The organism is Reichenbachiella sp. (assembly GCF_039941815.1).
GTDB lineage: Bacteria > Bacteroidota > Bacteroidia > Cytophagales > Cyclobacteriaceae > Reichenbachiella.
Genome location: NZ_JBDVDW010000050.1, coordinates 48,803 through 64,688, shown reverse-complemented (window position 1 = coordinate 64,688; position 15,886 = coordinate 48,803). Strand labels below are relative to the sequence as shown.

Genomic DNA, 15,886 nt, shown 5'->3' with positions numbered 1-15,886 from the left:
TACTTGTCAATTCCAGTTTACTTATCGCTTAATACTTTTTGATCTTATAACTTTGCATTCAGAATAGCCTATTATGATAATACTCGACAACGCTGTGCTCTCCGATGACATCAAAGAACGTCACTTTATATGTGATCTCAATAAATGTCACGGTGCATGCTGTGTAGAAGGAGATCTTGGTGCCCCTTTGGAAAAAGAGGAGCTTCCGCTACTAGAAGAAGTACTCGATGCTGTGAGACCATATATGTCTGAAGAAGGTCAGGCTGTCATAGACAGTGAAGGTAGCTATATTTTGGATGAGGAGGGAGACTATTCTACGACCACTATTGGTGGCAAGGAATGTGCTTTTGCGATTTATGACGAAAATAAGATCTTAAAATGCGCCATCGAACAAGCTTATCTGGATGGAAAGACGAAATGGAAAAAGCCGATCTCCTGCCATCTATATCCAATCAGAATCACCAAGTATGATCACTACGACGCGCTGAATTATGACCAGTGGGATATCTGTGATCCAGCCTGCAAACTCGGGGATGAGCTAAAAGTGCCTATATATAAATTTCTAAGAGAGCCACTCATTCGCAAGTACGGAGAAAATTGGTATGCAGAGCTAGTAAAAGAGATAGAAGGTTGATTAAGTAGCCGTACTTACTTTAGCAGCGAAGCCATTTGCAATTTTTACCATAGAGCCCTCTGAGCTCAATAAATCGCCTGGTAAGAAGGGAAGTAAACCTGATTCAGGGAGTTTTTTGTACAAAAATGACCAATATGCACTGAGGAGAAGTGCACAGCAAAAATATGGATGAAGGAGGCTGCGCTAAGAACGTTATTTGCAATAGATCAATCTATTCTTTATTTTGGCAGATATTCAGTTGGGAGAAGTTAATTATTGATGAATGAACCAAATGTGCACTGCCCATCTGAAAACGCACAAGATCTTGGTTCAACCTGCTTAATTTCACCTGTTTTTACAGATGGGCTGAAGAGTAATTGAATCTAATAGATCAATCACTCTTTCAGCTTTTTTGTTACTCTCTTTTACATTCGATTTTCCAAAAAGGAACGACAACCGTGTTTCCAACATCTATCCATTCTCCTATCCACTTAAATCCTGTGTCCTTGAAATCGTAAAATGTGAGTCTGGAAAACCCATCGTAGCCTTGGGGGGATTTTTGTGATCTAAAAAGTACAATTTTACCATCTTCTTTATTGCCAGTCCAATAAGATAGTGGCGCTCTACCAGGCAATGGAGAGGTGTAATAATGCACATACCATTGCGCACTATCGGCGTCATATTGGCGTATGCTTCCAGAATGGGCTCCATCGGACTTCAGCGTATAGTCTTGTACACCCATGCCATTCATGATATATTGAAATGTCCAGATCATATCGACTGGTTCGGCCCAATTGCCATCAGTACCTTTTCTATAGGACTTGCATTTACATTCGCCAATCATGGGTTCGTAATCCTTGATCTGCTCCGGAGCATCTGGGTTGGGTCTGCCAAAAGGATATTTTTTGCTAGGTGCATAGTCGTATTGCGCAAAGCAACTGACACTTGATAGTGCGAGTAACACACAGAGTATTTGAGTTTTTATAAGCATTTGTTTTTTTGAGTAATATCTATGCTAAAACTCGAATCCCCTAGACTCGTGCAGGGAGCGCCAATACTTTTGCAGGGAACGTGATCGGAATAGAAGCTACCTGGAGGTCTTATGTAGGTGTGAATAATTACAAATCTGCAAATACTGCGGTGAAGTGAATTACATACGGTGCGATACCACTTCCATGGTCGACCCCTTCGAGAGCAGTAAAAGAAATCTTATCTTCAGAGGCTCCATTTTTGATGAGCTCATCATAGGCCGATTCAGAATTGATGAACGGCACGGTGATGTCCGTGGTGCCATGATACATATAGACGGGACGATTGGGCTGCCAGTCGATTGGACTATTGCTTGATAATTCGTCAGTCAGTATTTGATACTTTGAGCTTGTAGAATTACTAATAAAATCGGCAGTGAGCAGGGCACTGATATCAGTGGTCAATGCGGCGTTTATTTGACTGCCACTTTTTGTGCCGTCAAATAAATCGGGGATAGCAGAGGCATAGGGTTCATTGAATACTTCGGATACGAGCGTTTTCCAATCATTTATTTCCGCATAGGCGGCGGTCAGATACGCCAAATAGAACGGTTGGGAATAGGTGTCAAGAGAAACCATATAGTCTTTCATACCTATCAGGTCGTACCCGCCAGAGGCAGGGGCTGAGGCCACCAAGTCGAATTCATCTGCATACTTATCCTCTATAGCTTTGTGTGCGACCATAGTGGCATATCCACCCTCCGAATAGCCAGCAAGAAAAAGTCTGTCGTCAGAATTAATTCCGTTGGCTAAGATAAATTGTTTTGCAGCTCTAATCATATCGATGACTGCCTGTGCAGTGGATTCTTCATGATAGTAGGGGTGAAGGATGTCCGCTGAACTACCAAATCCAATGAAGTCAGGTATCAAAGAAATATATCCCAGGGAGGCGAACGAAGCATAAAATTGGCCCTCAGAGCTTTGGGTAGGAGCGTCGCTGTTGGCTGCAATGGTACCATGCTGAAAACTTAATATCGAAACCTCCTCTTCGGTATCAGGTATGCCTATCAAACCTGAGGCTGTGATATCGCTGCCCAAATAGGTAGTTTTATATTCGATTTCATATACACTGATGTCATATTTCAATTGGCTGGCTATCGAAGACAATCCTTCCTGACTCGCTCCAAGTTGCAGCAGAATGGCGTCATAGTTAGCCACTTTTTTGGATGAAATCAGATACTGATCGATTTGCTCTTCCGATCCGCTATCGTCGCTACAGGAAAATACAATGAGGGAACAAACAATCAGAATTGTATGAAAAATTGAAGATTGATTTCGCCTTATGTCTTTTTGGTTGTTCATTTTGCTGCTAGTCATGAAAGGATTCAACATCAATTAATTGAAAAAAGTTTTTATGCTTTTTACTCTGCTTTGCGCAATATCGACTTTGGTGTGATTATCGAGCGTAAGATACGAAGAGGAGTTGTATGTCACCTCAGACACCTTATTCATATTCACAATGGCTTTTCGATGTACTCGAAGAAACTGGTGACTGAGTAGTCTTTTTTCCAGAGCCTTGAGCGAATTGCGCATGGCGTAGGCGTGCTGTGATACAGTATGAATCTTGACGCAGTAGTCATAGGCCTCTATCCAAACAATATCACTGAGAGGAATGATTTTATTCCGCATTCCGATTTTTATAGACAACGCCTGTGGATTGTCTGTTGGCTCAGATTCATTTTTATTTTTGAGGTCAAGGATCTCAATTTCGAGGTTTTGATTCGAATTCACTAGATGAAGCATGCCTACCATGGCGCCATGAGCCAGTGTATAAATCGGTGTTTTTTGGAAAAAGTAGAATACGCAGTTGTCCCATAGGCTTTCGATTGTCATGGGCAAGTCATTAATTATTATTCTTAATATGGCTGTGATCACGACGTTGGTGGTGATCAGCAGCACAAAATGAATTGCGGTAGTGGAGAGTCGGGTGATTTTGAATAGCTCATCGGACTGCCCTCGATAAATGATCGTACCAAAATAGGTAAGGGTGATCATCAACCAGATCAGCCAACGATAAGCTTGCCCGATCATTAGCTCAGTGAAGGTGAAATCAGAAAGTGGTACAAGGTCAAATTGTAGAATATAGTAGTACTGTTGGCAGGCTTCAAATACAATGAGTAGGGCGACCATAAGCAGTGTAAACAGCACAAAATTTCTGTACTTGGCATTCATGAAATACACGAATTCTAGTAATCTGCCTTTTGATATGCTCTCTGTTGCCACTACAATAGGGTATCTAGTTTTTGCTTGGTTTTGTTAGCCATACTTTCGTAAAGCTCAGTTTTGAAAGATTCAAAATGCTCCTTTTGAAGACTTTTTTTGATTATTCCTGATTCAAGATAATGAATCTCATCGCATAAATCCATCAAAGAATCGAGGATATGCGAGGTCACGACAATTGTTTTTTGCTTTGATTTTAGAATGGAGATAATTGAGTGCAATGTTCTGCCGGTTTCAATATCCAGACCGTTGAACGGTTCGTCAAGAATCAATATTGGTTTGTCGGCCTTGAGTACGCCCAGAATCGCCAGCTTCTTTTTCATCCCAGTAGAATATCCATCTATAGTCTGATCCAGTGGCAGAGAGAAGATGTCATTCCAGTGATCAGCATCAAAGTTGGGATTGGCGAACAGCTGGAGATATTCCCGTCCGGTGATGTTGGGATAAAAATAGTTTTCTGTTGGCAAGAAGCCAATATCCTTCTTCGTAAGCTGACGCCCATCAATTAGAATAGCCCCCGACTGCGGGATTAGCATTCCGTGAATGACGTTTAGCAAGCTCGTTTTACCAGTACCATTGAGTCCCACCAGCCCATGGATTTGTCCTGTAGACAGCGTGAGATTTAGGTTCTCTATTACAGGGATCCCGCCTGGATAACTTAGAGTCAGATCGTTAATGGAAATCATGAAGGTAAAAGCTAAGTTTTTTGATGGATTGAAAATATAAACGAATAGTTAATACCCAAATAGCGGGCAGAATAAATGGCAGCACAAGAACGAGCGCACCCAGAGACAACAAAACGGTATTTTTGCTTGACTTAGTCTGAGGGGCATAAAAAGCGTATTTGATCATTAGAGCATAGACCTGATAGGACAGCATGACAGTTGCCAATACAGTAGGAATGTACCAGTGAGTTGGATGGAAAATACAAAACAATAATAGCAAGGGAAGGTAAAATATCCCGGCCATCAAGAACAAGCCTTTGATTCTATGTTGCAGATAAGCTGTTGCTGACTGCTGTGGAGCTATGAGTATAGAGACTGGTTCACAATAGTCATAAAAGCCAAGAGACAATAGACCGAGCAAAAAAATGACAACTATTGCAGCACCCATCTGAAAAGAAAAAACTAGACCCAATAGCCATAGGATTGCCATGGGATAGAAGTATTTGCGTATTCCACTCTTCCATTCGAAATATGCGTCAGGTATGAATTTCAACTTTCTTGCGCGACCAGCGGACTTTCTCTTCGGTTTTACCAGATAGGCAAGTCCAATCAAAAAAATCAAATAGGGCAGTATCAAATACCAGCTGGGTGAAAACATCAATCCTGCCAACAGGGGAGTAGATAGGATCAAATACTCACTCAGACATAGTACCCGATAATTTTCGAAGTAATTTCTGAGAAATTGATAATCTGGGCGCATCCAATGGACTGAGGCCAGGATCAATGCCAGCAGCACGGGTAAGGATTGACTGCCTTCTGGCTGACTTGCCTTTATTACTAGGCCAGCTACTGCCCAAAGTAGAAAAAACAGGAGGACAATTTGATAATACCAGGTGACACCAGAGATGACTCTGCGCACTTGATTCAATCTGAGTTGTAAGAGGGTAAAAACCATGGAGTTTAGCACTTGCCATTAGTTTCCATCTATCCGGTTTTCTTACAAAAGAACTCTTATGAATTGATTTTTTCTTGCGTCAGATATCTGAGGGGTAATTATTGAAATGAAATTGTCAGGCGTTAGTTACAATGTCTAGCTCAGATTGGAACAAAAAAAAGGCCTTGCTATGAGTAAACAAGGCCTTAGTTAATCAATCAGCTATTTAAACTCTACTGTGAGATTTTTAATATCCAGTGGATTATATGGCACTAGATCCTGGATGCGCTCTACCAGCGGATCGTAGTCTGAGCTCGGCGATGTGCCACCTTGGACAAATCCGTCCTCATTGAAAAAGCCTGGCGCTTCGGTATTGAGTAGATATTGGTCAATTAGATTTTGACCCAGATTTGGCCACGTCGCAGATATCTGATCCGAAAATACGGTTTGGATGGCATAGTCCTCAAGGAGTACCGCTCGGTCTGTTTCGTCAAGATCATTTGGAGGTAATCCAACTTCTGCTACTCCCATGTCCTCGCCGTCTATACCAGAGGCAACAAATGCCCAGTTGAAGCCCGAATCAGTGGTAAAGAAGGAAGCATTAGGATGGTTGGAATTTCCATAGACATCTACCAGGTCACCAGTCTTACCCACGAACATTTTCAAATTGTCTACTGAGTAAGGGTCCTCCAATGGATTGGCCAACGGAAGATTAGCGATGGAGACGATCATATGTGCATCATAGCCCATTGTTTCTACCTCACTATAATCTATTCTATAAATGGCATCTCCGGCATCGGCATCTTTCAATCGATCGATGTTGAACGGCTTCAGGATAGCTATACCTTCGATTGGTTCTAGATTCCAGAATACCTGCATGGCTTTTCCACCGTCATCATTGCCTTCAGAATCGGCGTCCGTCACCGTTAGTTCATAGGCATACGTCTTGTCTTCGAATGTTGAGTTTTCCGTCACCGTGAGATTTTTCACGCGGCCGTCCTCATCACTTTCGTATGCAATAAATATTACCCCACTGATCCCGATATCTGAGATTCCTTGCATGATGGCCTCAATAATTTCAGCGGAGGCTTCTCCTATTTTTATATAAGAACTCAGGCCTTCGTAGATTTCATTGCCATTTAGCTCATCGGCAGATAACCCGCTCCGGATTCTACCACCGGCTGGCGAATTGGTCAGTGACTCTGGTATATCCACCGCAAATTTTTCCGGTACGATACTCTCACCACCAGAGGTACTTTCAATTTCGTCGTCGCAGGATACGGTCACCAAAAGAAGCAACAATACTGCGAGTAGTGTATTTAATTTTGAAGTGTTCATGTCTATTTTATTTTCGTTAGTCATTTCAGTTATTCTTGATTTCGATATGATCACACATCAGGTTTGCCATACCCTTTGAATAATTGAAAATAATTTCAAAAAACTTTTTAAATAGCTGATAATCAGCTGAATAATTATACTATTCTACAATTGTCACATCACTGCTCACCATTGAGACTGCGAAGTAGCCAACCGCTCCATCGCTTAGGTTAGTTTCCACATTGCCAGGAGCCACATCAAAAAGCCCTCCTCTCCAATCGGTCTCTGAAAGTAGGGATCGAAGGAAATCCTGATGATTTTGTGTCAATGAATATTTCTTTCTCGAAATGCTGGATCCAGGTGGAAAAACGATTTTTTCTTGGTCTGGCGCAAAAACTTTGTTGATATCTATCACCGCGAGCGTATAATAATAAGCTCTTATATCGGGGGCAGCATTTACATCTGTATCAGGCCATCGGATTTCTACCTCTGTCATAGATGGAGAGCTACTTTCCTGATAGATATATTCGAGCTGTCCGTCTTCGGTAGTCGTGGTCACCAGTGGTTCTAGCGGTGCCCCAAACGAGGAGATTGTCAGAGCGAAATACTCCTTTTGATCGTGAATGATAAATAACGTGTACAGCTTGCCATATAAGGCACGTAGTGAATCGGTAAGATAAATGCCCGGCCGGGTTGGATGCTTGGTCAATCTGTAGGTCGTATCACTGTCGTTGATAAATACAAAGGCATTATCGACGTACTCCGGTGATTCGTTCAACTGATCTCTGGTAAGGCTGAGGCTCACCTCATGTCTCTTATTCTCGTTGGTGAGCAGGGCCTCCACGACCAGCAGCGGTTCATTCTGGCCTCCTGTGCCCCAATCAAAAGTCTCTTCACAGCATATGAAGAGTAGCGGAATGGCGATAATGTAGAGCAGCTTTTTCATAGTTTGAATGAATAACTGATGGAAGGAACGATGTTATATACAAATACTTGAGAAGACACCACCGGGTTTGAACCTAGCGTGTTAGTAGGCACTACGAATTTCTCATCCACTTCTATTTTATTGAAATTGATCAAGATGCTATTTTTCTGAGCATATAAATTGAATAGAGAGAAAGTGAGGTAATGGTTGAATTTTTTCAAGGATTTGTTGAGTCTCAGATTCACGGACATATCATAGCGATGATAGACAGGGAGCCTGTCATTGTTTCTAGCGGCATATATTGGCACGCTACGTCCAGCATACTCGTAAAATGCCGTGGGAGTGGTGATCGGCCCACCAGAACTGATATACAACGTACCAGAGAAGGTGGTTCTGGGCGAAGATTTCCAGTTGGCGTTCACTACAAACTGATGAGGTTTGTCCCACAGAGACACATATTCCTGACCTTGATTGATGCCCTCTATTTGCCTTGTTGATTTTGAATAGGTGTATGATATCGTGCCTGTCAGCGTACCCGATCTTTTGGTGAGCGAGGTTTCCAAACCATAAGCTTTGCCATCTCCAGATCTCAGCTCGGCCTCCAAATATGGGTTGAGAAGGATGCTGGCTTGATTGACATAGTCCAGCTGATTCTCCATGTGTTTATAATAAAGCTCCGCACTGAGTTGCCAATCGGGAGAGGTGTTGAACCAGCCCAATGATATTTGATTGGCGACTTGTGGTTTAATATTGACACTGGCAGGCATCCATACCTCAAGATTGTTGAAAGGACTGATCGAGTTGCTAATCAGGTTGATATATTGTGCTGCCCGCGAATAGTTGAACTTAATGATATTTTTGTTGTCCACCAGATAGGTCAAACTCAACCTTGGCTCCAGGTTTCCATAGTCGTTGTAAGAGTCTCGCGTATCGTAAATAGTAGAATCCACTACCGCATAATTTTCGTCAATCTCATATTCTATTGTTTTACCAATGTTGGTCCAGGTACTCAATCTCAGCCCGTAAGTAATCAGCCAGGAGTCATTTATTTTCTGATCGTTGCTGACATAAAGCGACAACTCCGTTGCATTTCTTTTGGGCACGAAGGGTTGTCCTACGGGAATAGCGCCGGTTTGGTCTTCCACGTTGCCAGGATTAAAATTATGACCACTCAGCTTGATCCCAAATTTCAAAGTATTAGTGAGCGTGAGATAATTGGTGAAATCCATTTTCAAACTAACATTTGAGATATGGTTTTTCCAGATGAAATCGGGAGACTGAACCAGCGTGTATTCATATTTGCTGGAGTAGAAAGTGATGTTGGAAAACAGTCGACTGTTAAACACGTGATTCCAGCGAATCGTACCCGCTTTATTTTCCCAGGCGATGCCTCCATCGGTGCTAAATTCATCTTTGCCTAGATATGTTGACAAAAACAATCTATTCTTAGCATTGAGCCATACATTGGCCTTCGCGGTAAAATCTGAGAAGTAAAGCTTGTCGATATCGGCGTCCGCCGATTTTATTATCCCTTGAATGTAAGACCGACGGCCAGAGATGAAGAACGAGCTTTTATCCTTCTTTATAGGGCCTTCGACTGCCAGTCGAGCGGATATGAGGCCGAGGCTACCATTGGTGCTAAATCTGCGCAAATTGCCATCTCTGGTTTTGATATCCAATACAGAAGACAGTCGCCCACCCAGATTGGCTGGTAAATCTCCACGGTACATTTTCATGTCTTTTATGGACTCAGGGATAATAGCACTGAACAGTCCCATAAAATGCGCTGGATTATAAATTGGCGCCTCATCCACCAGTATCTGATTTTGATCGCGGTCTCCACCACGCACATTGAAGAATGTGGAGCCATCTCTGAATAGCTGAATTCCGGGAATGATATCCAGTGTTTTGATCACGTCAGACTCTCCCATAGCAGAAGTCTTGAGTAGGACCGTCTCATGATCGATGGCATAGGCATTGGCATGGATATGCTCTGTATTGGTGGTGGAGTCGTCTGGCGAAACGATGATTTCGTCCAGTTGTGAAATATTGGGAAGTAGCTTTATATCTTCCAGCACATCGGCACGCAGGTCTACTTCTCGGTACTGATCCTGATAACCTATATATGAGTATTTGAGCTGATAGTGACCCTCGGGCAACGAAATAGAATAAAACCCATAGGTATTTGAAATTGAACCTTTGCCGAGTGATGTGACCAGGATGGTAGCACCAAGTAGCGTCTCGCCGTCATTCTCATCTTGGATGTATCCGCTGATAGTATATTTTGCATTTGAGTGAGCAGGATCGGCAGGTTTTAATATAATCTTGTTTTCAACCACTACATAATCAATGTTTTGATTTTGAAACAGGCGATTCAAAACATCCGCTAAGGGTTTATTTTCTAGCTGAAGATTGACAAGTGAATGAACCGGTGTTTTTTTGCTACTATAGGAAAAGCTTACCGTAGCTATTTTCTCGATTTTGTCAAGGGCCTCGCCTAACGTGATCTCCTTGAAATCCACAGTGATTTTTTGACGGAGCATTCCTTCCTGACCTAAGACAGATTGTGCAGACAGGATCAGCACCACCATTATTATAAATCTATAAGTTAGCTGCAAATATGACATGGGTCACAAATCGTATCACTAAGTTAACGGTTATTCGCAACCAGTGCCATCGAGCACCAGTCCGCCAGCCGACTCCACTACCGATAGGTCAAGTGTATTGACCAGCACAGTAATAATAGATTCTAACGACTGACCATCAAATGATACGGTGACAGGACATTTGTTGAGATGTTGGTTTTTTAGTTTTATTGGTTGCTGATAGGCCTCACTTAGCAAACGAACGACCTCGTCTAAGGCCAGATTGGTGAATTCAAATTTTTTGGTTCGCCAGGACTGGAAATTTGGATCATCATTTTCAATTTTAAATAGCTTGCCCGTTTTTCTATTCACAATCGCTTTTTCTCCAGGTAGTAGTGTTACCTGATCCGAACGATGGGTGACCTGCACTTTGCCTGTCACCACCACCACTTCCGTGACAGGGCTTGATTCAACAGCTTTTACATTAAACGAAGTACCCAGTACCTTGATGTCCGTATTTTCAGCATGTATAATGAAAGGTTTTTCTGCATTTTCAGCCACGTCAAAGAACGCTTCTCCAGTTAGGCGAACCTCTCTTTTTTCATGGTTGTAGTCTTTGGGATAAGTGAGTTGTGCATGAGCGTGTAGCGTGATGTATGATCCATCATCGAGTTGCTGCTCGATTACTGTACTCGCAGAAATTTCTATAAAATTGGACGCAGTCCAGAATTGAAAAGCCACAATAGAGCTCACTATTAGAAACGCAACAGCAGCGGCTATTTTGAATACCGGAATCGAGGATGATTTTTCTTCCAATTGGTCCATGGCCCGATCCAGACGATTCCATTCCTCTTGCACCTCTTGGGATGATATGCCTTTAGCCTTCTCCGTTATTGACCAAAGCTGTACTTGTTCATCATAGAGAGACTGATGGGCTGAGTCTTCCGCCAAAAGAACAGTCAAACGATCCAGGTTTTCGCTCGTTGCCTCGCCGGTCATTTTTTTATGTACCAGTTCGATCAGTTCCGTATGTTTATCTCGTTCGTTCATTGTTCTTATGCTTTACACACGCGATTCGGTCAATACCCTATGGAAATCAACAATAAAATCAAAATCTCCAATAAATATGTTGCCAACTGCTCTCTCAGTATCTTGAGTGCCTTGGTCATCTGCCCTTCTACAGTTTTGATGGAAATGCCAAGTTGGTCAGCAATCTCCTTGTATTTTTTATCCTCAAATCTACTTAGCATGAAAACTTCCCTGCACGAATCAGGCAAGGCGTCTATGCTCTCTTTTATCTTCGTTTCCATTTCAGACTCCTCAAGAAAATCTCTGGATTCTATATAATCCGGTAGCGCCTGCGTATCAGTTATTAAATCATGCCGGATAATTTTCTTTCTATCACGGATATAATTGAGGCATCTGTTGTGTACTGATTTGAACAAGTATGGCTTCAGCGAGCTTTCCGTATCCAACGTCTCCTGCTTCTGCCAAAGATTTAGAAATACGTTGTGTACTATATCCTTACAATCGTCGACATCCTCCACATATTTTCTGGCAAAGGAGCACAGGAAAGGGTAATATGTTTTGAATAGATTTTCAAAATCTGTTTTGTCTTTCCTATTTGACTCTGCACTACTCTTGTTCATCTTGCAACGAAAGTTAAAGAAAATTGGAATTGTTCCATTTAATGGATCAGAAATAGAAACTAAATAATTATATTGAGTGGACATGAACCTCAACCTTACCCTTGGTGCTCTTCTTTTTATTCTCTGGTCTAGCTTTAGCTCCTGGTATTATGTGTGTAAGATCAAAGGGCTGTGTCTCGAGGATGTTACTGATCCTCAAAAAGAAGTGGTCGATATCCCAACCAAGGACCCCGAACCAGATCCAGATTTAAAAGCTGATCCAGAACCTGAACCGGTAGTGATGGACACGGTATCACAAGAGCCAGTGAAGCCACTTGCACCGATCGAAATCAATGAAGATAAAATTTACTTTAAGAAAAACTCAACCTCATTCGTCGACGAAAAGTATGTCGAGAGATTCTCAGAGAATCTAAAATCTACGATAGCAGACAGATCTGTAGAAATCAGCATCATAGGAGCCACCTGTGATCTGGGCAGTCAATCATACAATCTTGAACTGGGAGAGCGTCGTGCGGCCGCCATGCGACAATATTTGGAGAATCGTGACATCCGACCTTCACGCTATGAGGTTTCTTCTGTTGGCGAAAGCGAAGCAGTGGCCGGAACCGAAGAAATACGAAAATCCTTCAGAAGAGTATCCATCACCATTAAATCTATTGACCAATGATACAGGCCTTGTTAGAGATAGTAGGAATGCTTGTCGTAGCACTCGCAATCGGCGTTTATTTTACCTATAGACATTGGAAAGCAAAGCTGGAGTCCATAGAGCAGGACAACTATAAGCTAGATAAGCAAGTAGAGGAATTGAACCAAGCGAATGAGGCGCTTAATCAAAAAGTAGAGCAGCAGGAGGCGAGCCATCGGGCCGAATTGGATAAAAATGCTAAGGAAAATAAGCTAGCGCTAAAAGATCTTCAGACAGAGGTGAAAACCCTCAAGTCAGATTTACGAGCTTCTAAAAAAGAGTTTGCCGAGTCGAAAAAAACTTCCAAAGAGCTAAAGGAGAGAGCCAAGACTCTGGAGCATGAGGTAGAACTAAAAGATGAGGCTCTGGGAGAAAAAGAACGCGAGCTGGAAGAGGTGACCAAACATTTCAAAGCCCATAACATATCTTACTACAAGCAGATAGATGGCAAAAGATACAAAGCCGTCACACTGGTAGAAGCAGACGAAGCTGTAGCAGGTGTAGGTGATGGGAGAATCTCGAAGGCCGACGCGGAAAAAATATTTGCCACAATCTCCGATGGCCATGTGTACACACAGGTAGAGAAAGATACCATGCACTACATCCGAGAGCACTATAAGTGGACTCCTGAAGCCGACGAGCTATTTAGAACAAAAGTTAGAAGCTGGGCAGCCAAAGGGCACCAGCTATCATAAATCTCTTACCCAAGCCTATTCATCCTTGATCACATCCACAGGGTTAGCCATAGCTGCCTTCACTGAATGATAAGCCGAGATTCCCAGGGTAAGCACGAGTATCGAGCAACCGGATACAGCAAACACCCAAGGCGAAATATCTATTCTGTACTCAAAGTCATTGAGCCATTTCTGCATGAGAAAGAGGGTAGAAGGCACACTTAAAATGATGGCAATTAGTATCAGTTTAGCATGTTGTCTGGATAGTAGCACTGCCAATTGCCAGACACTGGCACCCACGATCTTTCTGATCCCAATCTCTTTAGTCCGCTGCTCGATGGCATAGATAATGATGCCCAGTAATCCCAGACTGGCTATGAGTATGGCCAGGCTAGAGAACAACGAAAGCACTTGAAGAAAATTTTGCTCTTCTTTAAAGTCTGCAGCAAAAGCTTCATCTACAAACTGATAATCGAACGGTCGTTCTACTACAAAATGCTGCCAGCTAGATTCTACTTGCCCGAGCAGTGCACTCATTTGATCAAAAGATGAGGATTCTGCGGATAGGACCAGATATTGGCGGCCACTGTCAAACAGACCTGATTCTAGATGAAAAAGTGCAAATGAGTCAATCGTACCCCTCAGCCCGCGATAGTTAAAGTCTTCGATCACTCCGATAATTTTGAATTGCTTGGTACCATTTCCATAGGCGATTTTTCTTCCAAGTACAGATTCATCCAAAGGCCATCCGATAGTACGAACAGTCTCTTCACTCACGATCACCGAATTGATATCATCGGGAAAAGCTTTCGAGAAGTTTCTTCCCAAAAGCAACGGCACTTGTAGCGTTTGGAGATAGTGTTCGTCGATCAAAGTGTAATCAATCGGTGTAGTCTTGACGTCCGCATTGATCGGTTCGAATTGATCTCCCGCCCAATGATTTGGCGGCACAGAGGTACAAATCGAGCTTTGTTTGATTCCCGAAATTTGGGTTAATTCATGTTGAAATGCTTCACGAGCGCTGGCGTCCATCCACTCAAGATTTTGAACCGAAAGAAGATGACTTTTGTCAAACCCCACATCCTTTTCATTACTGAATTTCAGCTGCTTGAATGCAATCAAAGTACAGGAGATCAAAATCACTGATACAGTAAACTGAATGACCACCAAGCCGTTGCGAAGCGGAGCACTATCTTTTCCGCTCTTGATTTTGCCTTTCATGGCGTCTAGAGGTTTGAACGCACTCAAAAACAAGGCTGGATATCCACCAGCCACCAGGCTCATGCCCAGGATAAGTGCTAGCAGCATACCGAGCGCTTCTACTTGAAAGATATCGGTGTAGGCCAGCTGTGCTTGTGTCACTGCCGAGAATATGGGTACGACATACCACAAGGCCAATAATCCGATGCAGGCTGAGATCAGACAATAGATAAAAGATTCGGTCATATACCCAAGACTAAGCTGCCATCGGGAAGACCCAAGAAGCTTTTTGATACCAGAAAATTTAGCACGTTTAAGGTGTTGAGTAGTCGTCAGGTTGGTGAAATTGATGCAGGAGAGAAGAATGATAAAACCAGCCGCCATGCCATAGGCATAGACAATTTGGACGTTGACCGGTTGGTTGATTCTGTTTAATACATGTGTATTTAAGTGAATATCTGTCAGCGGTTGCAAGAATATCTCCCACTGCTTGCCCTCATTTAGATAGTCTTCGTACGACATATTCATCACTCGCTGCAGGGTTTGCTCGGCATGCTTACGGGGAATATGAGCCATCTTGTCTCGTACGGTAGCAAGATCAGCCCCAGGATGAAGTTCTACAAACGTTACAAAACCTGTCCAGACCCACGACCAGTTGGACTTCTTCACTCTTGAAATGCTGTTCATAGGCATGAGCATATCGAAAACAATATGCGAATTGGCAGGCACGTCGGCCAGCACTCCGGCTATTCTATAGATAGAGCTCTTTCCTGCGTATTCGAGGTCTAGCAGCTCACCTATTGGATTTTGCTCACCGAAGTATTTTTTGCTCGTGGATTCGGTTAGTAGAATATTTTTGGGATCAGAGAGCAGATCTTTATGATCATCGCCATAGAGTAGATCAAAAGAAAACATCTCGAGGAAATTGGAATCGGCGGCGATCACATTGGGTTCTTTGAATGATACTTTTTGCCCATTGTCCTTTTCATAAGAGACCAGGTACTCATTGAGCTTTAGGAGTCTCGTGCCACGCTTGACCTCTGGCAATTCTTCGGTAAGGGCAAATACTACCCCTGGGCCGGTGGATCCAAATTGCTCGTCCACTTGATCACTCCAGATAAACGTTTGGTTTACACGATAAATATTTTCACCGTTGGCGTGAAAATCATCGAAGCTGGTTTGAAAATCAACATATAGGTAGATGAGCAGAGAAGTACAGATACCTGCGGAGAGTCCCAGAATGTTGATCAATGAGAAAAGTCTGTTGCGCTTCAGATTTCTGAAAAATTGCGCGAAGTAGTGTTTTAGCATGATTTCAAGTATAAGTCACCTATTCAAAGACCAATACTATGCCATAAGACGATCCGTCAGATAATCAGCGAGTTACAGAA

At 42.7% G+C, this 15,886-nt stretch carries 14 protein-coding genes; 3 read left to right on the top strand and 11 right to left on the bottom strand.

What is annotated here, in order from left to right:
• Positions 1 to 73: 73 nt before the first annotated feature.
• Positions 74 to 634 (top strand): DUF3109 family protein, encoded by a 561-nt coding sequence (locus ABJF11_RS11090; RefSeq protein WP_348119918.1) that lies wholly within the window; start codon positions 74 to 76, stop codon positions 632 to 634.
• A 394-nt stretch (positions 635 to 1,028) separates the two neighbouring features.
• Here the strand turns inward: ABJF11_RS11090 and ABJF11_RS11085 are convergent, their stop codons facing one another.
• The 10 genes from ABJF11_RS11085 to ABJF11_RS11040 form a co-directional block, all read right to left on the bottom strand.
• Positions 1,029 to 1,577, bottom strand: coding sequence for a hypothetical protein (locus ABJF11_RS11085; RefSeq protein WP_348119917.1), 549 nt, complete (start codon positions 1,575 to 1,577; stop codon positions 1,029 to 1,031).
• A 154-nt stretch (positions 1,578 to 1,731) separates the two neighbouring features.
• Positions 1,732 to 2,943, bottom strand: coding sequence for a lipase family protein (locus ABJF11_RS11080; protein WP_348119916.1), 1,212 nt, complete (start codon positions 2,941 to 2,943; stop codon positions 1,732 to 1,734).
• 33 nt (positions 2,944 to 2,976) lie between these two features.
• The gene (locus tag ABJF11_RS11075) at positions 2,977 to 3,813 is read right to left on the bottom strand and encodes a LytTR family DNA-binding domain-containing protein (RefSeq protein ID WP_348119915.1); all 837 of its coding nucleotides are present in this window, start codon (positions 3,811 to 3,813) and stop codon (positions 2,977 to 2,979) included.
• A gap of 50 nt (positions 3,814 to 3,863) precedes the next feature.
• Entirely contained in the window at positions 3,864 to 4,547 is a 684-nt protein-coding gene (locus ABJF11_RS11070; protein WP_348119914.1) for an ATP-binding cassette domain-containing protein, read from the bottom strand.
• Positions 4,534 to 5,481, bottom strand: coding sequence for a hypothetical protein (locus tag ABJF11_RS11065; protein ID WP_348119913.1), 948 nt, complete (start codon positions 5,479 to 5,481; stop codon positions 4,534 to 4,536). Before ABJF11_RS11065 ends, ABJF11_RS11070 begins: the two co-directional genes overlap by 14 nt.
• Before the next feature lie 201 nt (positions 5,482 to 5,682).
• Positions 5,683 to 6,798, bottom strand: a complete 1,116-nt coding sequence (locus ABJF11_RS11060) for a hypothetical protein (protein WP_348119912.1) — start codon at positions 6,796 to 6,798, stop codon at positions 5,683 to 5,685.
• A 139-nt stretch (positions 6,799 to 6,937) separates the two neighbouring features.
• Entirely contained in the window at positions 6,938 to 7,723 is a 786-nt protein-coding gene (locus ABJF11_RS11055; protein WP_348119911.1) for a DUF4249 family protein, read from the bottom strand.
• The gene (locus ABJF11_RS11050) at positions 7,720 to 10,329 is read right to left on the bottom strand and encodes a TonB-dependent receptor (protein WP_348119910.1); all 2,610 of its coding nucleotides are present in this window, start codon (positions 10,327 to 10,329) and stop codon (positions 7,720 to 7,722) included. The genes ABJF11_RS11055 and ABJF11_RS11050 overlap by 4 nt, the downstream gene beginning before the upstream one ends.
• A 30-nt stretch (positions 10,330 to 10,359) precedes the next feature.
• Positions 10,360 to 11,337, bottom strand: coding sequence for a FecR domain-containing protein (locus ABJF11_RS11045; protein WP_348119909.1), 978 nt, complete (start codon positions 11,335 to 11,337; stop codon positions 10,360 to 10,362).
• 29 nt (positions 11,338 to 11,366) lie between these two features.
• Positions 11,367 to 11,936, bottom strand: coding sequence for an RNA polymerase sigma-70 factor (locus tag ABJF11_RS11040; RefSeq protein WP_348119908.1), 570 nt, complete (start codon positions 11,934 to 11,936; stop codon positions 11,367 to 11,369).
• A gap of 82 nt (positions 11,937 to 12,018) precedes the next feature.
• On the opposite strand from ABJF11_RS11040, the gene ABJF11_RS11035 reads away from it, so the two are divergent.
• Positions 12,019 to 12,603 (top strand): OmpA family protein, encoded by a 585-nt coding sequence (locus ABJF11_RS11035; protein WP_348119907.1) that lies wholly within the window; start codon positions 12,019 to 12,021, stop codon positions 12,601 to 12,603.
• Positions 12,600 to 13,316 (top strand): hypothetical protein, encoded by a 717-nt coding sequence (locus ABJF11_RS11030; RefSeq protein WP_348119906.1) that lies wholly within the window; start codon positions 12,600 to 12,602, stop codon positions 13,314 to 13,316. The genes ABJF11_RS11035 and ABJF11_RS11030 overlap by 4 nt, the downstream gene beginning before the upstream one ends.
• A 15-nt stretch (positions 13,317 to 13,331) precedes the next feature.
• Here ABJF11_RS11030 and ABJF11_RS11025 read toward each other — a convergent pair whose 3' ends face one another.
• Positions 13,332 to 15,806 carry an ABC transporter permease gene (locus ABJF11_RS11025; protein WP_348119905.1) on the bottom strand — a complete coding sequence of 825 codons (2,475 nt, stop codon included), beginning with the start codon at positions 15,804 to 15,806 and terminating at the stop codon, positions 13,332 to 13,334.
• Positions 15,807 to 15,886 lie beyond the last annotated feature (80 nt).